Source organism: Pseudomonas sp. B10 (genome assembly GCF_900156235.1).
Lineage (GTDB): Bacteria > Pseudomonadota > Gammaproteobacteria > Pseudomonadales > Pseudomonadaceae > Aquipseudomonas > Aquipseudomonas siliginis.
Genome location: NZ_LT707063.1, coordinates 582,707 through 604,598, shown reverse-complemented (window position 1 = coordinate 604,598; position 21,892 = coordinate 582,707). Strand labels below are relative to the sequence as shown.

13 protein-coding genes are annotated in these 21,892 nt (G+C 60.4%); 8 read left to right on the top strand and 5 right to left on the bottom strand.

Features of this window, described 5'->3' with window-relative positions; genetic code table 11:
• The first annotated feature begins 124 nt into the window (after positions 1 to 124).
• The 4 genes from BXA01_RS02630 (at position 125) to BXA01_RS02615 (ending at position 7,966) form a co-directional block, all read left to right on the top strand.
• The gene (locus BXA01_RS02630; protein WP_071172349.1) at positions 125 to 3,232 is read left to right on the top strand and encodes an efflux RND transporter permease subunit; all 3,108 of its coding nucleotides are present in this window, start codon (positions 125 to 127) and stop codon (positions 3,230 to 3,232) included.
• A complete protein-coding gene (locus BXA01_RS02625; protein ID WP_076563095.1) occupies positions 3,229 to 4,698 on the top strand; it encodes an efflux transporter outer membrane subunit in 1,470 nt (489 codons plus the stop codon). The genes BXA01_RS02630 and BXA01_RS02625 overlap by 4 nt, the downstream gene beginning before the upstream one ends.
• 301 nt (positions 4,699 to 4,999) lie before the next feature.
• On the top strand, positions 5,000 to 7,081 hold the full coding sequence (locus BXA01_RS02620) for a putative bifunctional diguanylate cyclase/phosphodiesterase (RefSeq protein ID WP_076563093.1): 2,082 nt from the start codon (positions 5,000 to 5,002) through the stop codon (positions 7,079 to 7,081).
• Positions 7,082 to 7,219: 138 nt separating this feature from the next.
• Complete coding sequence (locus BXA01_RS02615) at positions 7,220 to 7,966, top strand: SDR family oxidoreductase (RefSeq protein WP_041480996.1); 747 nt, start codon at positions 7,220 to 7,222, stop codon at positions 7,964 to 7,966.
• A gap of 150 nt (positions 7,967 to 8,116) precedes the next feature.
• Here BXA01_RS02615 and mapR read toward each other — a convergent pair whose 3' ends face one another.
• The 3 genes from mapR to BXA01_RS02600 all read right to left on the bottom strand — a co-directional run bounded on the left by mapR (position 8,117) and on the right by BXA01_RS02600 (position 11,531).
• Complete coding sequence (gene mapR, locus BXA01_RS02610) at positions 8,117 to 9,526, bottom strand: GntR family transcriptional regulator MpaR (protein WP_076563091.1); 1,410 nt, start codon at positions 9,524 to 9,526, stop codon at positions 8,117 to 8,119.
• 130 nt (positions 9,527 to 9,656) lie between these two features.
• Positions 9,657 to 11,087 carry a cytochrome c oxidase accessory protein CcoG gene (gene ccoG / locus BXA01_RS02605; protein WP_076563089.1) on the bottom strand — a complete coding sequence of 477 codons (1,431 nt, stop codon included), beginning with the start codon at positions 11,085 to 11,087 and terminating at the stop codon, positions 9,657 to 9,659.
• 195 nt (positions 11,088 to 11,282) lie between these two features.
• Complete coding sequence (locus BXA01_RS02600) at positions 11,283 to 11,531, bottom strand: DUF3203 family protein (protein ID WP_076563087.1); 249 nt, start codon at positions 11,529 to 11,531, stop codon at positions 11,283 to 11,285.
• A gap of 123 nt (positions 11,532 to 11,654) precedes the next feature.
• Between BXA01_RS02600 and BXA01_RS02595 the strand changes: the two genes are divergently transcribed.
• On the top strand, positions 11,655 to 12,167 hold the full coding sequence (locus BXA01_RS02595) for an MgtC/SapB family protein (RefSeq protein WP_041480993.1): 513 nt from the start codon (positions 11,655 to 11,657) through the stop codon (positions 12,165 to 12,167).
• Positions 12,168 to 12,227: 60 nt separating this feature from the next.
• Here the strand turns inward: BXA01_RS02595 and BXA01_RS27060 are convergent, their stop codons facing one another.
• Complete coding sequence (locus tag BXA01_RS27060) at positions 12,228 to 12,386, bottom strand: hypothetical protein (RefSeq protein WP_162999838.1); 159 nt, start codon at positions 12,384 to 12,386, stop codon at positions 12,228 to 12,230.
• A 217-nt stretch (positions 12,387 to 12,603) separates the two neighbouring features.
• On the opposite strand from BXA01_RS27060, the gene BXA01_RS02590 reads away from it, so the two are divergent.
• From BXA01_RS02590 to glgB, 3 genes are all read left to right on the top strand, one after another.
• Positions 12,604 to 14,601, top strand: a complete 1,998-nt coding sequence (locus BXA01_RS02590; RefSeq protein WP_076563085.1) for an alpha-1,4-glucan--maltose-1-phosphate maltosyltransferase — start codon at positions 12,604 to 12,606, stop codon at positions 14,599 to 14,601.
• Between the two features lie 186 nt (positions 14,602 to 14,787).
• Complete coding sequence (gene treS / locus BXA01_RS02585) at positions 14,788 to 18,129, top strand: maltose alpha-D-glucosyltransferase (protein WP_076563083.1); 3,342 nt, start codon at positions 14,788 to 14,790, stop codon at positions 18,127 to 18,129.
• A 2-nt stretch (positions 18,130 to 18,131) separates the two neighbouring features.
• Positions 18,132 to 20,363: a 1,4-alpha-glucan branching protein GlgB gene (glgB, locus tag BXA01_RS02580; RefSeq protein WP_076563082.1), complete on the top strand. Its 2,232-nt coding sequence runs from the start codon at positions 18,132 to 18,134 to the stop codon at positions 20,361 to 20,363.
• 128 nt (positions 20,364 to 20,491) lie between these two features.
• On the opposite strand, the gene BXA01_RS02575 is transcribed toward glgB, so the two are convergent.
• Complete coding sequence (locus BXA01_RS02575) at positions 20,492 to 21,544, bottom strand: autotransporter outer membrane beta-barrel domain-containing protein (protein WP_076563080.1); 1,053 nt, start codon at positions 21,542 to 21,544, stop codon at positions 20,492 to 20,494.
• Positions 21,545 to 21,892: the final 348 nt, after the last annotated feature.

The window sequence follows — 21,892 nt, the reverse complement described above, 5'->3', positions numbered from 1 at the left end:
ATATCCCTTGTGGGAGCGAGCTTGCTCGCGAAAGCGGTGGGTCAGTCACTTTCAATGTTGAATGTAATACCGCATTCGCGAGCAAGCTCGCTCCCACAGGGTTCGGCGGTAGGGGCTGGAGCGCATGAATCTTTCAGGTCCCTTCATCAAACGCCCCGTGGCAACCATGCTGCTCTCGCTGGCCATCATGTTGCTCGGCGGTGTCAGCTTCGGTCTGTTGCCCGTATCGCCATTGCCGCAGATGGATTTCCCGGTGATCGTGGTTCAGGCCAGTCTGCCGGGCGCGAGTCCCGAGGTGATGGCTTCGACGGTGGCGACGCCGCTGGAGCGGTCGTTCGGTGCGATTGCCGGCGTCAATACCATGAGCAGCCGTTCCAGTCAGGGTTCGACGCGGGTGATTCTGCAATTTGACCTCGACCGCGATATCAACGGCGCGGCGCGGGAAGTGCAGGCGGCGATCAACGCCTCGCGCAATCTGCTGCCAAGCGGGATGCGCAGCATGCCGACCTATAAAAAGGTCAACCCGTCGCAAGCGCCGATCATGGTGCTGTCGCTGACTTCGGATGTGCTGGAAAAAGGCCAGCTCTACGACTTGGCCTCGACCATCCTCTCGCAAAGCCTGTCGCAAGTGCAGGGCGTTGGTGAAGTACAGATCGGTGGCAGTTCGCTGCCGGCGGTGCGCATCGAGCTCGAACCGCAGGCGCTGAACCAGTACGGCGTGGCCCTCGACGATGTGCGCAAGACCATCGCCGACGCTAACGTGCGCCGGCCCAAGGGCTCGGTCGAGGACGGCGAGCGCCTGTGGCAGATCCAGGCCAACGACCAGTTGGAGAAAGCCAAGGATTACGAGTCGCTGATCATTCACTACGCCGATGGCGCCGCGTTGCGTCTCAAGGACGTGGCGAAAGTCAGCGATGGCGTCGAAGACCGCTACAACAGCGGTTTCTTCAACGACGATGCGGCGGTGCTACTGGTGATCAACCGTCAGGCCGGCGCCAACATCATCGAAACGGTCAACGAGATCAAGGCGCAGTTGCCCGCGCTGCAAGCGGTGCTGCCGGCCAGCGTCAAACTCAATCTGGCCATGGATCGCTCGCCAGTGATCAAGGCCACGCTGCACGAAGCCGAAATGACCTTGCTGATCGCCGTCGCCCTGGTGGTGTTGGTGGTTTACCTGTTTCTCGGTAACTTCCGCGCCTCGCTGATCCCGACCCTGGCGGTGCCGGTGTCGCTGGTCGGTACTTTCGCGGTGATGTATCTGTACGGGTTCTCGCTGAACAACCTGTCGCTGATGGCGCTGATTCTCGCCACGGGTCTGGTGGTGGACGACGCGATTGTAGTGTTGGAAAACATCTCCCGGCACATCGACGAGGGAGTCAAGCCGATGCAGGCCGCGTACCTCGGGGCCAAGGAGGTCGGCTTTACCCTGCTGTCGATGAACGTCTCGCTGGTGGCGGTGTTCCTGTCGATCCTGTTCATGGGTGGGCTGGTCGAGAGCTTGTTTCGCGAATTTTCCATCACCCTGGCGGCGGCGATCGTGGTGTCGCTGGTGGTCTCCCTGACGCTGACGCCAATGCTCTGCGCACGCTGGCTCAAGCCGCACACGCCGGGGCAGGAAAACCGCTTGCAACGCTGGAGCCACAAGACCAACGACTGGATGGTCGGCAAATACGCCACCAGCCTCGACTGGGTGTTGCGTCATCGGCGTCTGACCTTGTTCAGTCTGCTGCTCACAGTGGGCGTCAACATTGCGCTGTATGTGGTGGTGCCGAAAACCTTCCTGCCGCAGCAGGACACCGGCCAGTTGATCGGTTTCGTGCGTGGCGACGACGGTCTGTCGTTCAACGTCATGCAGCCGAAAATGGAAACCTTCCGCCGCGCCGTGCTCAAGGATGAAGCGGTGGAAAGCGTGGCCGGGTTCATCGGCGGCAACAACGGCACCAACAACGCCTTCATGATCGTGCGCCTCAAACCGATCAAGGAACGCCAGCTGTCGGCGCAGAAGGTCATAGAACGCCTGCGCAAGGAAATGCCCAAGGTGCCCGGGGCGCAGTTGATGCTCATGGCCGACCAGGACCTGCAATTTGGCGGCGGCCGCGAGCAGACCAGTTCGCAATACACCTACATCCTGCAAAGCGGCGACCTCGCGGAATTGCGCAAGTGGTTCCCGAAAGTGGTCACCGCGTTGCGTGCCTTGCCCGAGCTGACCGCCATCGATGCCCGCGAAGGTGCCGGGGCGCAGCAGGTGACACTGATTGTCGACCGGGATCAGGCCAAGCGGCTGGGGGTCGACATGAACATGGTCACCGCCGTGCTCAATAACGCTTACAGCCAGCGGCAGATTTCGACGATCTACGACAGCCTCAACCAGTACCAGGTGGTGATGGAGGTCAATCCGAAATACGCCCAGGATCCGGTGACGCTCAAGCAGGTCGAGGTGATTACCGCTGACGGTGCGCGGGTGCCGCTGTCGACGTTCGCCCATTACGAAAACAGCCTGGAAAACGACCGGGTCAGTCATGAAGGCCAGTTCGCGTCCGAAAGCATTTCCTTTGACATGGCAGAAGGCGTGACCGTGGAGCAGGGCAGTGCCGCCATCGAACGAGCGATCGCCAAGGTCGGTTTGCCGGAGGATGTGATTGCGAAAATGGCCGGCACTGCGGACGCCTTCGCGGCCACGCAGAAGAGCCAGCCATTTATGATCCTCGGTGCATTGCTGGCGGTGTATCTGGTGCTCGGTGTGCTGTATGAAAGCTACATCCACCCGCTGACCATTCTCTCGACCTTGCCCTCGGCCGGGGTTGGCGCGTTGCTGTCGATCTATGCGTTGGGCGGCGAGTTCAGCCTGATTTCCCTGCTGGGGATATTCCTGCTGATCGGCGTGGTGAAAAAGAACGCCATTCTGATGATCGATCTGGCGCTGCAATTGGAGCGTCATCAGGGCCTGTCGCCGCTGGAGTCGATCCGCAGCGCCTGCCTGCAACGCCTGCGTCCGATTCTGATGACCACGCTGGCGGCAATCCTCGGCGCCTTGCCGTTGCTGCTCGGCCGCGCCGAGGGTGCGGAAATGCGCCAGCCGCTGGGCCTGACCATCATTGGCGGCCTGGTGTTCAGCCAGGTCCTGACCCTTTACACCACCCCGGTGGTTTACCTTTATCTCGACAAGCTGCGCCATCGTTTCAATAAATGGCGTGGCGTGCGCACTGACGCCGCTCTGGAAACTCCGCTATGACTGACCGTTCGCTTCTCCAATTGGCCACCGTTCGCGGCTCGCGCCTGTTGAGCCTGTCGCTGTGCGTGGCGCTGCTCAGCGCTTGCGCGATCGGCCCGGACTACCAGCGCCCGCAAACCGCCGAAATCGCTCAGTTCAAGGAAGCCGAAGGCTGGCGTCAGGCCAACCCAAGCGACTCGCTGGCCCGTGGCGCCTGGTGGGAGTTGTACGGCGACCAACAGCTCAACGCCTTGATCGAAAAACTCAACAGCTCCAACCAGACCGTTGCCCAGTCCGAAGCGCAGTTTCGTCAAGCGCAGGCTTTGGTGCGCAGCGCGCGTGGGGCGTTTTACCCCAGCGTCGACTTGAGTCTGGGCAAGAACCGCTCCAGTCAGGGCACCGGCAGCAGCAGTTCGAGCTTGAGCAGTTCCTCAAGCGGTATTCGTGATACCTACACCGCGCAACTGGGCGTCAGTTGGGAAGCCGATGTCTGGGGCAAGCTGCGCCGTGGGCTGGAGGCGGATGAGGCCAACGCCCAGGCGAGTTTTGCCGATCTGGCAGCGATGCGTCTGAGTCAGCAATCGGAACTGGTGCAGAACTACCTGCAACTGCGCGTGATCGATCAGCAGAAGCGTTTGCTTGAGGCCACCGTTGCCGCTTATGAGCGTTCGCTGAAAATGACCCAGAACCAGTACCGCGCCGGGGTTTCCGGGCGCGATGCCGTGGCGCAGGCGCAAACCCAGTTGAAAAGCACCCAGGCCGATCTCGTCGACCTGATCTGGCAGCGCGCACAGTTTGAAAACGCCATTGCCGTGCTCACTGGCGAAGCCCCGGCCAACTTCAGCATCGCCGAAACTCAGAACATCCCGAATTTGCCCCAAGTGCCGTTGAGCCTGCCTTCGCAACTGCTGGAACGCCGTCCTGACATCGCTTCGGCCGAACGCTCGGTGATTGCCGCCAATGCCAACATCGGCGTGGCGAAAGCCGCGTATTACCCGGACCTGACCCTGAGCCTGAGCGGCGGCTACAGCAGCAGTACCTCGAAAAACCTGATCAGTCTGCCGAACCGTTTCTGGTCGGTCGGCCCGCAGCTGTCGTTACCTCTTTTCGATGGTGGCATTCGTTCGGCCGAGGTTGACCGCAGCGAGGCGGCCTATGACGAAACCGTCGCGCGCTACCGGCAGACCGTGCTCGACGGTTTCCGCGAAGTGGAAAACTACCTGGTCCAGCTCAAGGTGTATGAAGACGAAGCAGCAGTGCGCCAGGAAGCGCTGGATGCCGCCCGCGATTCCCTGCGCCTGACGGAAAACCAGTACAAGGCCGGGCTGATTGCCTATATCGACGTGGTCGTGGTGCAAGCCACGGCGCTGAGTAACGAACGCAGTGTGCTGAATATTCTGCAGAGCCGACTGATCGCCAGCGTACAACTGATCGCCGCACTGGGCGGCGGCTGGGACGGCCAACTGGACGTCAGCGACAACCGCTGAACCTGTGGGAGCGAGCCTGCTCGCGAAAGTGGTGGGTCAGTCGAGTGAGATGGTGGCTGTGCCGGCGCCTTCGCGAGCAGGCTCGCTCCCACAGGGATTTGTGTCTGGCGTGAGATCGCTTTCACAAGGTGTGCTTAAAGCCCACCGCAGAGCCTTGTAGGACGATCGAACAAGCGTTTCATCGGCTTGATGGCAATTTGGTTACTTTGTCAGTGCGTTCTTCCGCGCAATCAGTACAATCGCCGCATTTGCCCGACCGAGAATGGAAGCAGTACGGTTTCGGCTTGTCACGAGAACGTCCATGCTCATCGGCAGCTACTCCTTCACTCTGGTTTTCATCTCGTTGTGCGTGGCCATTCTGGCTTCCTACACGGCGCTCGATCTCACCGGGCGCATCGCCACGGCGAAAGGCCGGGCCGTGCATTTCTGGACGGCGGGCGGGGCGTTGGCGATGGGCGTTGGCGTCTGGTCGATGCACTTCATCGGCATGCTCGCCTTCAAATTGCCGATCGACCTGGGCTATGACTTCGCCCTCACTGCGCTGTCGCTGCTGATCGCGGTGCTGTCCTGCGGTTTCGCCTTGTGGCTGGTCAGCCAGCCGAAGCTGCCCCTGGCGCAACTGGCCTTCGGTGCGCTGATCATGGGGGCGGGCATCAGCGCCATGCATTACACCGGTATGGCCGCGCTGCGCATGACCCCGGGCATCGATTACGACCCAACATTGTTCAGCGCCTCCTTGCTGATTGCCGTCGGCGCCTCGGCAGCGGCGTTGTGGATTGCTTTTCGCCTGCGCCAGCATTCGCCCTATGTGCGGCTGATTCGTGCCGGCGCGGCGGTGATCATGGGGGTGGCGATTGTCGGCATGCACTACACCGGGATGGCGGCGGCGCAATTTCCTGACGGCAGTTTCTGCGGCGCGACACTCAATGGCTTGAAGGGCAATGGCCTCGACAGTCTGGTCGTGGTCACCACGCTGGCGGTGCTGTCGATTGCCCTGTTGACCTCGATTCTCGATGCCCGCCTCGAAGCGCGCACCGCTGATCTGGCGCACTCGTTGACCGTAGCCAACCGCGAACTCACCCAACTGGCCTTGCACGATCCGCTGACCAGTCTGCCCAATCGCATGTTGCTCGACGACCGCATCAATCAGGCGATCAGAAAAGTTGAAGAGCAGGGCGGCTGCTTCGCCTTGATGTTCATCGACCTCGACGGCTTCAAACCGGTCAACGACGCATTCGGCCATCACATGGGCGACCAATTGCTGCGTGAAGTCGGCGCGCGTCTGCGTGAGGACTTGCGCAGCCAGGACACCTTGGCGCGGATCGGTGGCGATGAGTTCGTTCTGCTGGTGCGTTTGAGCGAGCCCAATGACGCCTTGAGCCTGGCTGCGCGTCAGGTCAGCCTTATCGGTCGCACGTTCCGCGTCGCTGAACATGATCTGCAGATTTCCGCCAGCGTCGGCATTGCCCTCTACCCGGGCAACGGTGACAACGCCCAGGAACTGCTGATGAACGCCGACGCCGCGATGTACCATGCCAAGGGCGGCGGCAAGAATGGCTACAGCTTCTTCGATGCGTCGATGAACACCAACGCGCGTAAACAATTGCAACTGTTACAGGACCTGCGCGCGGCCATCGAGCACAACCAGTTCTGCCTGCATTACCAGCCCAAATTCGACGCCGCCAATGGCCGTCCGGTCGGTGCCGAAGCGCTGCTGCGTTGGAAGCATCCGCTGCATGGCATGCTGATGCCGGATAAATTCATTGATCTGGCGGAGAAAACCGGGTTGATCATTCCGATGGGCGAATGGGTGCTCAACGAAGCCTGCCGGCAGATGCGCGAATGGTACGTGCTCGGTTACACCGACTGGCGCATTGCCGTGAACCTCTCGGCCTTGCAGTTCTGCCATGCCGGGCTGGTGCAAAGCGTGGCCAAGGCGCTGGCGACCCACCATTTGCCGGCCAACAGCCTGACCCTGGAAATCACTGAAACCACAGCGATGAGCGACGCTGACGCGAGCATGACCGTGCTGCAAGAGCTGTCGGACATGGGCGTCGACCTGTCGATCGACGACTTCGGCACCGGTTATTCCAGCCTGATGTACCTCAAGCGCCTGCCGGCCAATGAATTGAAGATCGACCGCGGTTTCGTCCGTGATCTGGAGCACGACAGCGATGATGCGGCGATCGTCTCGGCGATTGTTGCGCTGGGGCAGGCCCTGGATCTGCGGATTGTCGCCGAGGGTGTAGAGACCGGCGCGCAACAGGATTTCCTGACCAAACTGGGCTGTGATTCGCTGCAGGGCTATCTGCTCGGCCATCCGATGCCGGCGGAGCGCTTCATGCAGGACATCGTGCGTGGGCAACGGCTGGCGGTGGTCTGAGATACCGAGTCATCGTTCTTCGCGAGCAGGCTCGCTCCCACAGGGGATGGCGGTAACACCATAGAACCCATGCAAAAGCCATGAATGGCAGTTATTCTTGGCCCCGACTGTTACGTGTGCACGTGGGGGAAGGCCAGCATGGATAAAGTCATTGTCATCACCGGTGGCGGCCGCGGAATCGGCGCGGCTACGGCATTGCTGGCCGCCGAACAGGGCTACCGGATCTGCATCAACTATCAGTCGGATGAACAGGCCGCACACAGCGTGCTCGAGCAGGTTCGCGCCTTGGGCGCCCAGGCCATCGCGGTTCGCGCCGATGTCAGCATCGAAGACGAAGTGATCGCGATGTTTCATCGCGTCGACACCGAACTGGGCCGCGTCACCGCGCTGGTCAACAACGCCGGCACCGTTGGGCAGAAATCGCGGGTCGATGAGATGTCCGAATTCCGCATCCTCAAAATCATGAAAACCAACGTGCTGGCGCCGATCCTCTGCGCCAAACACGCGATCCTGCGCATGTCGCCCAAACACGGCGGGCAGGGCGGCAGCATCGTCAACGTCTCCTCGGTCGCGGCACGCCTCGGTTCGCCGAACGAGTACGTTGATTACGCCGCATCCAAGGGTGCGCTCGACACCTTCACTATCGGTCTGTCGAAAGAGGTCGCAGGCGAGGGCATTCGCGTCAATGCCGTGCGTCCGGGCTACATCTATACCGACTTCCATGCGCTGAGCGGCGACCCGGATCGAGTCAGCAAGCTTGAGTCGGCGATTCCCATGGCCCGGGGCGGGCGGCCGGATGAAGTGGCGGAGGCGATTGTCTGGTTGCTGTCGGACAAGGCGTCGTATGCAACCGGGACGTTTGTTGATTTGGGGGGCGGGCGGTAAGGCCGAAAGATTTTCGCTAAAAGTGCGGCCCTCATCGCTGGCAAGCCAGCTCCCACAGGTTTTGCGGCCTCATCAGATTCTGTATATGTCGAAGATACATGTGGGAGCTGGCTTGCCAGCGATGAGGCCGGTGCAAACAGCACAGAATCATCAGAACGACCGCACAATCCGCCCCAACGTCTCCATCGCGTTTTCCGATTCCTCGGTCCAGGGGCTGCCATAGTTCAAGCGAATACAGTTCCTGAAACGCTGGGTCGGCGAGAAGATCGGCCCCGGCGCGATGCTGATGCCTTGTGCCAGTGCCATCTGGAACAGCTTCAGCGAATCCATCTGCTCCGGCAATTCCAGCCACAGGAAGTAGCCGCCCGCCGGTTGGCTGACGCGGGTCTGCGCCGGAAAGTAGCGGGCAATCGCCGCGAGCATCGCGCTCTGCTGTTCTTCCAGGGCATAACGCAGTTTGCGCAGATGCCGATCGTAGCCGCCGTGTTGCAGATAATCGGCGATCGCCGCTTGCGCCGGCATCGAAGCGCACAGTGAGGTCATCAGCTTGAGCCGTTCGATTTTCTGCGCGAAACGCCCGGCCGCCACCCAGCCGATGCGATAACCGGGCGCGAGGCTTTTGGCGAACGAGCCGCAATGCATGACCAATCCTTCGGTATCAAAAGCCTTGGCCGGTTTTGGCGCCTGTTGCCCGTAATAAAGCTCGGCGTAGACGTCGTCCTCGATCAACGGCACCTGATGCTGACGCAGCAGTTCGACCAGTTCCTGTTTCTTCGCCTCGGGCACGGTCGCGCCCATCGGGTTCTGGAAACTGGTCATGCACCAGCAGGCCTTGATCGGATGGCGTTCCAGAGTTTGCGCGAGCACACCGAGGTCGATGCCATCGCGCGGGTGCACGGGGATCTCCACGGCTTTGAGCTTCAGGCGCTCGAGCACCTGCAGGCTGGCGTAGAACGCCGGGGCCTCGATGGCCACCAGATCACCGGGCTCGGTCACCGCTTGCAGGCACAGGTTCAGCGCTTCGAGCGCGCCGTTGGTGATCAGTAGCTCTTCCATCGGCAGCATCAGCCCGCCGACCATGTAGCGCAGGGCAATCTGTCGGCGCAGTTGCGGGTTGCCCGGCGACATGTCGGTGACGACCATGCGCGGGTCCATCTCCCGCGCGGCGCTGGCCAGGGAGCGCGACAGGCGTTGCAGCGGGAACAGCGTCGGGCTGGGGAAGGCCGAGCCGAAGGGCACGGTGTTGGGGTCTTTGATCGAATCGAGTACCGAGAACACCAGTTCGCTGACGTCGACTTCAGTGGATTCGTTAACCTGGCTGCTGATTACCGGCTCGGAGAATGTGCTCGGCGTATGGGCGTTGACGAAGTAACCGGAGCGCGGCCGGGCGCGGATCAGGCCGCGGCGTTCGAGCAGGTAATAGGCCTGGAACACGGTCGACGGGCTGACCCCGTAAGCCTGGCTGGCATAGCGCACCGACGGTACCCGCTGGCCAGGGCCGAGGACGCCGGAGCGGATCAGTTCAGCGATGTCGTCGGCGAATTTTTCGTAGCGTTTCATGGTGGATCCGAATGGGGTCTATAAGGAATCGCGTCGCCTCCATTCGCGAGCAGGCTCGCTCCCACAACGACCGCGATTTCCTGTGGGAGCGAGCCTGCTCGCGAATGAAAGCACCGCAGTCTAACGGCAATCAGCGATTCATCGGCGCCACAAACCGGCTCTTCGCCACGCTGTAAACCTGCGGCTCGTTACTGTCTTCAATCCTGAAACTCAAAGTCTGCGTACTGCTCGCCGGGCGCTCGGTGGTCATCGCCACCGACACCGGCACATCGACAATCTCCCCGGGTGCCAGGCTCAATGCCGTTTTGCCGTGCAATTCAAACCCGTCGCCATCAACCAGACTCAACCGGTACTCCTGCCGCTGTTGAGTCTTGTTGATCACTTTCAGCGAATAAATATTTTCGATCTGCCCCTGGGCGTTCTCACGAAACAGCCCGCGATCCTTGGTCACGTCCAGCGATACCATCGGCCGCTCGATCAGTGCCAGTGCCAACGCTCCGATCATCACCAACAACACCGCCGTATAGCCAATCAAACGCGGACGCAGCAGATGGGTTTTGCCGCCCTGCAATTCGCGCTCGGAACTGTAGCGGATCAGGCCTCGCGGGTAATGCATTTTGTCCATGATCGAATCGCAGGCGTCGATGCACGCTGCGCAGCCGATGCATTCCATTTGCAAGCCATCGCGGATGTCGATGCCGGTCGGGCAGACCTGCACGCATAACTGGCAGTCGATGCAATCACCCAGGCCGGCTTCGACCGGGCGCACATCACGCTTGCGCGGACCACGGTTTTCGCCACGGGCGGCATCATACGCAATGGTCAGCGTGTCCTTGTCGAACATCACACTCTGGAACCGCGCATACGGGCACATGTGCATGCACACGGCTTCACGCAGCCAACCGGCGTTGATGTAGGTGGCGGCGGCGAAAAACAGCACCCAGAACAAACTGACGCCACCGATCTGCAGGGTCAGCAGTTCTTCGGCCAGCGGCCGGATCGGGGTGAAATAGCCGACGAAGGTCAGGCCGGTGATCACGCTGATTGCCAGCCACAGCGTGTGCTTGGCGGCGCGCCGCGCCAGTTTGTTCAGGCTCCATGGCGCCGCTTGCAGTTTGATCCGTTGGTTGCGCTCGCCTTCGGTGATCTTCTCGCACCACATGAAGATCCACGTCCACGAACTCTGCGGGCAGGTGTAACCGCACCAGACGCGACCGGCGAACACGGTAATTGCGAACAGACCGAAAGCAGCGATGATCAGCAGCGCCGAAAGCAGAATGAAATCCTGCGGCCAGAACGTCGCGCCAAAGATGTGGAATTTGCTTTCCGCCAGATCCCACAGTACGGCCTGCCGACCGCCCCAGTTCAGCCACACGGTGCCGAAAAACAGCACAAACAGAAGTCCGGCACCGCTCATACGCAGGTTGCGGAACAGGCCGGTGAAACTGCGAGTGTGGATCTGCTTGTCGGTGGATCCGGCAGTCGCTTTCAGTGGGCGCGCGGGTACGCTTTTTATCGTCGGCGCTGCTTCTAGGGTTCGGACGGGGATTTGCTCGCTCATAGTCGTTCGCTCATCAGCCTCCATCAGGCCGATGCACTATGAGCGCCGATCTGTTTGCAGAACAGACTCAGGTTTGGCAATAAAAATCGGATCAGATGAGGTTTGACGCAATGCCTGCGACAACTTGAAGCAACCTGCCAGGCACGGCGCAAACGCCTATTGCAGGCGTCTGCGTCGGGTGTTGATCGAGATCAATCAAACCACCGAATCACTTTCATCGGCCTTCAGATGTTTGCGCCCGTCCTTGGCCCCGGCGACGGTCAGGGCATCGGCTTCTGCTTCGGTGATGTAGGTACGTTTGCCTTCGATTTCCACAAACGACATGGCTTTGTCACTGTCGGTCAGGACTTCAAGGGTGTCGCAGATGCGAATTTCCTCACCATGCTCGACGGTGAAAAAACACACTTTCTGTTCGGGGTTGGATTCATCGATTCGAACGGGCATAGCGGCAGTCCTTGTTCCAGTGAGGTCTGCATATTAGGAAGCGCAGCGCGCCGATCGTTCTGCGCAACCGATTAATGGTCGCTGTTGTCCATCGTTTATCTAACCAATAACAAGGGAGGCACGATGGAAGACTGGTGGGATGAAGTGTGGGCAACGGTGCAAGCCGAATTTGCCGACATCGGCGACGCCTCGCAAATGACCCGGATCACCGTACGCCTGCTGATGGCGGCGATTCTCGGCGGGATTCTCGGATTTGAGCGCGAGCATAAAGGCAAGGCAGCGGGCGTGCGCACGCACATGCTGGTGGCGTTGGGCGCTGCGCTATTCGTATTGGTGCCCCAGACCTCGGGCGCAGAATCCGATGCGATGAGTCGCGTATTGCAAGGCGTGATTGCCGGGATCGGCTTTCTCGGCGCCGGCACCATTCTGAAAAATCAGCAGGGCGACGAATCCCATGTCAAAGGTCTGACCACAGCAGCTGGATTGTGGATGACTGCAGCGATCGGCGTGGCGGCGGGGCTGGGCAAGGAGGCGACGGCATTGCTCAGTACCATTCTGGCACTGGCGATCTTCAGTGTGATGCCGTACGTGGTCAGAGTGTTCGAAAAGGATGTCGACAAGAACGACCACCTCTGACTCCCCGCCGGCTGATTATCGTTCCCACGCTTCGTGTGGGAACGATCAGGGGGGCAAGGGTCAGACGATCACCGGCGGCATCGTGCTCGGTGGCTCTTCTTTCGGCGGTGGCGTGGTGCCGGGTGGTTCTTGCTCGGGCACCGGCGGCGGCTCGGTATCGGGCAGGGTGGGTTTGTCGATGTTTGGATCAGGCGTTTCCGCCGGGATCGGGATGTTCATCTGATGACCTCCATATGGCACATGGCGTGGGACGTGCTTAAGTGAGTTGACCCGGGTACGGCAAATTCGATCCGCCGGCTTGTCTTGTTAATTTCATCTGAACTTTTCCCCGCGCCGGTTGCTCGGAACCTAAGTGAGTTCATGACAGGGCCGGCGCTTTGTCGCGAATACTGTTCCGGCACAAGAGCGTCCTTGGGGCGTTAAGGAGAGATGCTCAATGACTGCTGAAAGACCTTCAGAGTTGAGTTACAACCCGCACATGCCATTGTCGCAGGCGTTGCTGCTGCCTCGAATCGTCATCGAAAACACCATGCCGACCCTCGACGGAGGCCAGTTTGCCGTCAAGTCGGTTGCCGGACGCGAAGTGGTGGTGACCAGCAAAGTGTTTGCCGACGGCCATGACAAGCTCGCCGTACGCATCCGCTGGCGCGAAGAAGGCCAAGAGACCTGGCAGACCGAGGTCATGTCCGATCAGGGCAACAATACCTGGCAAGGCCAGTTCCGCCCGCAAGAGCAGGGCCGCTATCTGTATTGCATCGAAGCGTGGATCGACCATTTCGCCAGCTTCCAGTACGAACTGGAAAAGAAGCACAACGCTGCTGTGCCGGTTTCCCTGGAGCTGCAGGAAGGCCGGAGCATGGTGCAACAGGCCGCCGAACGCAGCGAAGGTCAGCTCAGCGAGCAGCTTGCCGCGCTGCACCATGAATTGTCCGGCCTGCTCGAAACCGAGCAGGTCGCGCTGTTTCTGCACTCGCGCAGTGCAGAGCTGATGGCCCAGGCCGATCACCGCGCCTACCTCAGCATCAGCGCCGAATTCCCCATGGACGTCGAGCGCGAACTCGCCGAGTTCGCCAGTTGGTATGAGCTGTTTCCGCGCTCGATCACCGACGATCCCCAGCGTCAAGGCACGTTCAACGACGTGCACTCGCGTCTGCCGATGATTCAGGACATGGGCTTCGACGTGTTGTACTTCACGCCGATCCACCCGATCGGCCGCGCCCACCGCAAGGGCCGCAACAACTCCCTGACTGCCGGCCCGGACGATCCGGGCAGCCCGTACGCGATCGGCAGCGAGGAGGGTGGCCACGAAGCGATTCACTCGCAACTCGGCACCCGTGAAGATTTCCGCCGCCTGGTGGCTGCCGCCGCCGATCATGGCCTGGAAATCGCTCTCGACTTCGCCATCCAGTGTTCCCAGGACCACCCATGGCTCAAAGAGCATCCGGGCTGGTTCAACTGGCGCCCGGACGGCACGATCAAATACGCCGAAAACCCGCCGAAGAAATACCAGGACATCGTCAACGTCGACTTCTACGCGCCGGATGCAATTCCGAGCCTGTGGGTCGAGTTGCGCGACATCGTCGTCGGCTGGGTCAAGGAAGGTGTGAAGATCTTCCGCGTCGACAACCCGCACACCAAACCGCTGCCGTTCTGGCAATGGCTGATCGCCGACGTTCGCACCTTGTATCCGGAGGTGATCTTCCTCGCCGAGGCCTTCACCACGCCGGCGATGATGGCGCGTCTGGGCAAGGTCGGTTACTCGCAGAGCTACACCTATTTCACCTGGCGCAATACCAAGGCCGAGCTGGCGGAATATTTCACCGAGCTGAACCAGTCGCCGTGGCGCGAATGCTACCGGCCGAATTTCTTCGTCAATACCCCGGACATCAACCCGGCGTTTTTGCATGAGTCGGGGCGTCCCGGTTTCCTCATCCGCGCTGCCTTGGCAACGATGGGCTCGGGCCTGTGGGGTATGTATTCCGGCTTCGAGTTATGCGAATCGGCACCGGTGCCGGGCAAAGAGGAATATCTGGATTCGGAGAAATACGAAATCCGTGTCCGCGATTTCACCGCGCCGGGCAACATCATTGCCGAGATCGCCCAGCTCAACCGCATTCGCCGGCAGAATCCGGCGCTGCACACGCATCTGGGCCTGAAAATCTATAACGCGTGGAACGACAACATTCTGTTCTTCGGCAAGCGCAGCGCCGATGGCAGCAATTTCATTCTGGTCGCGGTCAGCCTCGATCCTCACAACGTGCAGGAAGCGAATTTCGAACTGCCGCTGTGGGAAATGGGCCTGCCGGACGACGCCACCACCCATGGTGAAGATCTGATGAATGGCCATCGCTGGGACTGGCACGGCAAGTATCAGTTTATGCGCATCGACCCGGCGTATCAGCCGTTCGGGATTTGGCGGATTACAGCTTCGTAACATTTGCACCGCACTTGTGGCGAGGGGATTTATCCCCGTTGGGGCGCGCAGCGGCCCCTTTTTTCAAGCTGCACCGCTTTAGCAATTTGCGACTGCTGCGCAGCCGAACGGGGATAAATCCCCTCGCCACAGGGGCTCACCACTGCGAGTCCCTCGGTGTATCAGAGAATTTTTCAGGAGTTCCACATGGCGAAGAAACCCAAGGCAGCCGCCTTCATCAAAGACCCGCTCTGGTACAAGGACGCGGTGATTTATCAGGTTCACGTCAAATCGTTTTTCGACTCCAACAATGACGGGATCGGCGACTTTCCCGGGCTTATCGCCAAACTCGATTACATTGCCGACCTCGGCGTCAACACCATCTGGCTGCTGCCGTTCTATCCCTCGCCACGCCGCGACGACGGCTATGACATCGCCGAATACCGTGGCGTGCACAGTGACTACGGGACCATGGCCGACGCCAAGCGCTTCATTGCCGAAGCGCACAAGCGCGGGCTGCGGGTGATCACCGAGCTGGTCATCAACCACACTTCCGACCAGCACCCGTGGTTCCAGCGTGCACGCAAAGCCAAGCCAGGTTCAGCGGCGCGGGATTTCTACGTTTGGTCCGATGACGATCAGAAATACGACGGCACGCGAATCATCTTCCTCGACACCGAAAAGTCCAACTGGACCTGGGATCCTGTCGCCGGTCAGTATTTCTGGCACCGCTTCTACTCGCACCAGCCGGATCTGAACTTCGACAACCCGCAAGTGATGAAAGCCGTGCTTTCGGTGATGCGTTACTGGCTGGACATGGGCATCGACGGCCTGCGCCTCGACGCGATTCCGTACCTGATCGAGCGCGACGGCACCAACAACGAAAACCTGCCCGAGACCCACGATGTCCTCAAGCAGATCCGTGCCGAAATTGACGCCAACTATCCCGACCGCATGCTGCTGGCCGAGGCCAATCAGTGGCCGGAAGACACTCAGCTGTATTTCGGCGATACCGATGCCGCTGGCGTCAATGGTGATGAATGCCATATGGCCTTCCATTTCCCGTTGATGCCGCGCATGTACATGGCCCTGGCGCAGGAAGACCGCTTCCCGATTACCGATATTCTCCGGCAGACCCCGGAAATTCCGGCGAACTGCCAGTGGGCGATTTTCCTGCGTAACCACGATGAGCTGACCCTGGAAATGGTCACCGACCGCGAGCGCGATTACCTGTGGAACTACTACGCAGCTGACCGTCGCGCGCGGATCAACCTCGGTATTCGCCGTCGTCTCGCACCGTTGATGGAACGCGACCGTCGCCGCATCGAACTGCTCAACAGCCTGCTGCTGTCGATGCCCGGCACGCCGACCCTGTATTACGGCGACGAAATCGGCATGGGCGACAATATCTACCTCGGCGACCGCGACGGCGTGCGTACGCCGATGCAGTGGTCGATCGACCGCAACGGCGGTTTCTCCCGCGCCGATCCGGCCAGTCTGGTACTGCCGCCGATCATGGACCCGCAGTATGGCTATCAGTCGGTCAACGTCGAAACCCAGTCCGGCGATCCGCACTCGCTGTTGAACTGGACGCGGCGCCTGCTCGCGGTGCGCAAGCAGTCGAAAGCCTTCGGCCGTGGCACCTTGAAAATGCTCTCGCCGAGCAACCGTCGCGTGCTGGCTTACACCCGCGAATACACCGATGCCGACGGCAAGCACGAAATCATTCTGTGCGTGGCCAACGTCTCGCGCAGTGCGCAAGCGGTCGAACTGGACCTGTCGGCGTATGTCGGCATGGTGCCGGTGGAAATGCTCGGCGGTAACGCGTTCCCGCCGATCGGTCAGTTGAATTTCCTCCTGACCCTGGCGCCGTACGGTTTCTATTGGTTTGCACTGGCGGCAGAAAACCAGATGCCGAGCTGGCACGTCGAGCCGGCGCAGAGCCTGCCGGACTTCACCACGCTGGTACTGAAAAAACGCATGGAAGAGCTGCTCGAAGCGCCATCGCGGACGACGCTGGAGCAAAGCATCCTGCCGAGCTGGCTGCAGAACCGTCGCTGGTTCGCCGGCAAGGACGCGGCGATCGAGAAGGTCAATCTGGCTTATGGCGTGCGCTTCGGCGATGCCCAGCATCCGGTGCTGCTCAGCGAAATCGAAGTCACCAGCGGTGGCCAGACCAATCGTTATCAACTGCCGTTCGGCTTCATTGCCGAAGACCATGTCGGCCCGCCGTTGCCGCAGCAATTGGCGCTATCGCGTGTACGCCGTGTGCGTCAGGTCGGCCTGATTACCGATGCGTTCAGCCTGGAAACCTTCGTCCGCGCCGTTCTGCAAGGCATGCAGAACAACACCGTACTGGAGTCGATCGAAGGCGAAATCCGCTTCGAACAGACAGATCATCTGGAAAAACTCGCCCTCGGCGCCGAGTCGGATGTGCGCTACCTGTCGGCCGAGCAATCGAACAGCTCCGTGGTTGTCGGCAACAGCCTGGTGCTTAAGCTGATACGCAAAGTCGCTTCTGGCGTACACCCGGAACTGGAGATGAGCGCTTACCTGACCGAGGCCGGGTTTGCCAATATCTCGCCACTGCTGGGTTCGGTGATTCGCCGTGACGCGCAGGGGGAAGACAACTTGCTGATGATCGCCCAAGGCTATCTGAGCAATCAGGGCGACGCATGGGAATGGACGCAGAACAACCTCGAACGGGCGCTGCGCGATGAACTGGCCGACGCCATGTCCGAGCAGGAGCAGCATTACAACGCGCTCGGCGAGCTGAAGGACTTCGCCGGCATGCTCGGCCAACGTCTGGGCGAGATGCATCAGGTGCTCGCTGCGCCAACCGACAACGCCGACTTTGCGCCGCAAGTGTCGTCGAGCAAGGACATGGCCACGACAGGCAAGGACGTCACCGCCCAGGTCGAACACGCCCTGAAGCTGCTCAAGCAGCATCAAGGCGAGTTGAACGCGGCGGATCAGAAACTTGTCAAGCGTCTGTTCGACGAGAAGAAAACCATTCTTGCCCATGTGCAGGATCTGGCGAAGAAAGCCACCGGCGGCTTGCGCATTCGGGTGCATGGCGACTTGCATTTGGGCCAGGTGCTGGTGATCAAGGGCGACGCCTACTTGATCGACTTTGAGGGCGAACCGGCGCGGCCATTGAGCGAGCGCCGCGGCAAGCACAGCCCGTACAAGGATGTCAGCGGCGTACTGCGTTCGTTCGATTACGCAGCGGCGATGACCATCAATGTGCACAACGTCGATAACAGCGTCGAAGCCGAAGCGGCGCGCAAACGGGTCGCCGAGCGTTATCTGCGCGAAGCACGCGAGGCATTTGTCCAGGCATACCGCGAGGCAGCAGCTAGTCTTGAGCATGCCTGGCAGGATCCTGAAGGTGCCGACGCCGCGCTGGCGTTGTTCGGCCTGGAAAAAGCCGCTTATGAAGTGGCCTACGAGGCGGAAAACCGCCCAACGTGGCTGCCCGTGCCTTTGCACGGCTTGTATGGATTATTGACAGGGCTTAAACCCTTTTCCGATCTTGGTGGAGAGTAGTCATGAGTTTCTCGAACAAGGAACAGGGTGTGGTGAAGGAAGCATTGTTACCCTCGGCGCGCGACATCGATGCTTTGGTGCGCGCTGAACATCAGGACCCGTTTTCCATTCTCGGCCCGCACGGCGATGGCGCTGGTGGGCAGTTCATCCGCGCTTATCTGCCCGGTGCGCTGAGTGTGGCGGTGCTGGACAAGGACAGCGGTGAAGAGCTTGGCCCGCTGGAGATGACCGAGACGCCGGGGCTGTTTGTCGGCCATTTCGATCAGGCGCGACCGTACCTGTTGCGTACGCGCTGGGCCGGTGGCGAGCAGGTTGCCGAAGATCCGTACAGCTTTGGTCAGCTGCTCGGCGAAATGGATTTGTATCTGTTCGCCGAAGGCAATCACCGTGACCTCAGTGCTTGCCTCGGTGCGCAGCTGAAAACCGTTGATGGCGTGGACGGTGTGCGCTTTGCCGTGTGGGCGCCGAATGCCCGCCGTGTCTCGGTGGTTGGCGATTTCAACGTCTGGGACGGTCGCCGTCACCCGATGCGCCTGCGCCACCCTTCGGGCGTGTGGGAGTTGTTTATCCCGCGCCTGCAAGCGGGGGAGTTGTACAAGTACGAAATCCTCGGCGCCCACGGCATTTTGCCGCTCAAGGCCGACCCGATGGCACTGGCCACCAGCCTGCCGCCGGACACCGCTTCGAAAGTTGCCTCGCCCCTGCAGATCGACTGGCAGGATCACGACTGGATGAATTCCCGTCAGGATCGCCAGCAGCGCTCCAAACCTCTGTCGATCTACGAGTTGCACGCCGGTTCCTGGCAGTGCGAGCTGGATGATCTCGGCGAAGTCGCGCGCCAGTACACCTGGCCGGAACTGGCCGAGCGGCTGATTCCTTATGTGAAAGAGCTGGGTTTCACCCACATCGAACTGATGCCGATCATGGAGCACCCGTTCGGCGGTTCCTGGGGCTATCAGTTGCTTTCGCAATTCGCCCCGAGTGCACGTTATGGCACGCCGGATCAGTTCGCCGAGTTCGTCAACGCCTGTCACCAGGCCGACATCGGCGTGATTCTCGATTGGGTACCGGCGCATTTCCCCACCGATACCCACGGTCTGGCGCAGTTCGACGGCACCGCGCTGTACGAGTACGGCAATCCGCTGGAAGGCTTCCATCAGGATTGGGACACGCTGATCTACAACCTCTGCCGTACTGAAGTGCACGGCTACATGCTGGCCTCGGCGCTGCATTGGCTGAAACACTTCCATATCGACGGCCTGCGTGTCGATGCGGTGGCCTCGATGCTGTATCGCGACTATTCGCGTAAAGCGGGCGAATGGGTACCGAATCGTCACGGTGGTCGCGAGAACCTGGAGGCCATCGACTTCCTGCGTCATTTGAACGACGTGGTTGAACTGGAAGCACCGGGTGCGCTGGTGATCGCCGAAGAGTCCACCGCCTGGCCGGGCGTCAGTCAGAGCACCCAGCAGGGCGGCCTGGGCTTTTCCTACAAGTGGAACATGGGCTGGATGCACGATTCGCTGCACTACATCCAGCAGGATCCGGTGTACCGCGCCCATCACCACAACGAGTTGAGCTTTGGTCTGGTCTACGCCTGGTCCGAGCGCTTCATCCTGCCGATTTCCCACGACGAAGTGGTGCACGGCAAACACTCGCTGATCGACAAGATGCCCGGCGACCGCTGGCAGAAATTTGCCAACTTGCGCGCCTATCTGAGCTTCATGTGGACGCATCCGGGCAAGAAGCTGTTGTTCATGGGCTGCGAGTTTGGCCAGTGGCGCGAGTGGAACCACGATCAGCAACTGGACTGGTACCTGCTGCAGTACTCCGAGCACAAAGGCGTGCAGAAACTGGTTGGCGATCTCAACCGGTTGTATCGCGAAGAGCCGGCGCTGCATGATCAGGACGATGCGCCGCAGGGCTTCCAGTGGTTGATTGGCGACGATGCGATCAACAGCGTTTACGCGTGGTTGCGCTGGAGCAAGGACGGCTCGCCAGTGCTTGTGGTTGCCAACTTCACCCCGGTACCGCGCCAGGCGTATCGGGTCGGCGTGCCGTTTGCCGGGCGCTGGACCGAGCTGTTCAACAGTGACGCCGACATTTACGCCGGCTCCAACTATGGCAATGGCGGCGGGGCATTGACCGATGAAGTACCGAGTCATGGTCAATCCTTGTCGCTGGAACTGAATCTGCCACCGTTGGCGGTGTTGATTCTCAAGCCGCAGGGCTGATCCAGGTACAGTAAAACTGTGGGAGCGGGCTTGCCCGCGATGAGGCCGTCACATTCAGCATCTTTGTTGACTGACACTCCGCCATCGCTGGCAAGCCAGCTCCCACAGGGTTTTCGGTAGTCTGGAGATCACCAGCGCATCCGCACGCCGAGGCTGCCGATAATGCCGTTCAGATCATTGTCATCCACATCGCTGCTGTAATCGGCGCTCATGTACAGGCTTACCGCCGGCGTGACCCGCGCCACCAGTCCCAAGCCTAATTCCACTGTCGATGATTTGCGGCTGCTGCTGATCTTGTCGACCTGATCGAGCGTCACCGTGCTGCCGGTGTAAACGGTGTGCCAAAGGTTGGTGCGCACGTAGGGTTCAACAGGCAACCCGTTCAAGTCATAACTGCCTTTCAACCGCGCACCGACGCGGCCACTCCACGCGGTGAGGTCGGTCGACGAGGCGTTGCCCGAGCCTGCATAAGGCGCGTCGAGGCTGATGCGCTGGTTGATCAGTTGCGCCTGTGGTTCGACCACCCAGTTGTCACTCAAGCCGATCGGATAACCGCCTTCAACGGAAAAGGTCATCGCGTTGCCTTCGGTGGCTTGCCGATTACCTTGCGCGGTCCGACTGAAACCGCTGACCCGGCCTCCGCTGGCCGAGAGGTCGACGTGCCAGCCCTGCGCACCCACCAGACTGTAATAGGCGCCGAGGCTCTGGCCTTGCAGGTTGAGGCTGTCAGTGTTGCGGTCGGCGAGGGCACGTCGGGTCAGCGCACCATCGGCATTCAGCTGGACCTGATTGTCGCCCCCTATGAGACCAAGGGTCTGGGTAGTCCCATTACCGCTTCTCAACGTGATCACGGCCGGACCTTTGAACTCGCCAGCGGCCATCGCATAGCCGGATGACAGTGCGTCGGTCTGTGCTTGCCGAGCGCTTTTGCCGTACAGCTCGTCCCATGCGGAGGGCGCAAGATCTTCGGTGATCAGGCGCGAGCTTTGCTGACTCAATGGCAGCGGTCCGGGTGTTATTACGGTCACCGGCAAGGTCATCACAGGGACATCGGCGCGATACCACGCGGGCTCATCCGCCGCAGATCCCGCGTGCGCCTCCATGGACGAGCACAGCAACAGCGAACCTGACACTGTGCAAAGGGTGATTTTCAGTTCGTGTGGGGTCAGTGAAGTTTTCATGGAGGTCTACCTTGCAAGCGCATGCGTCATCTCGTGTTTGGCGTCTCTCCTACCCCGAACGAGGGGCGACCGAATAGAGCGGGGCGAACCGCGGCTGCTCGATTTCGCGAGTGCCGGAAGGTCAGCCCCAGTAGTGATTCCGGGGGTAGTAAGGTAGAGATAAGAAGAGCGATGCCCGCGCGTCAAGAAAATGCACGATGAATGGCGCGCTTAAATCAGCAACCGCAAGCGTTTGTTTTTCTGCACATAACTAAGTGCTTGTTTGCATGGAAAAACGCTTGCAAAGGGTGCGTATGACGGTTTTTTGCCGCCGACGAAAGGTCCTTCCGAGCGGTAATTGCCAGAAGG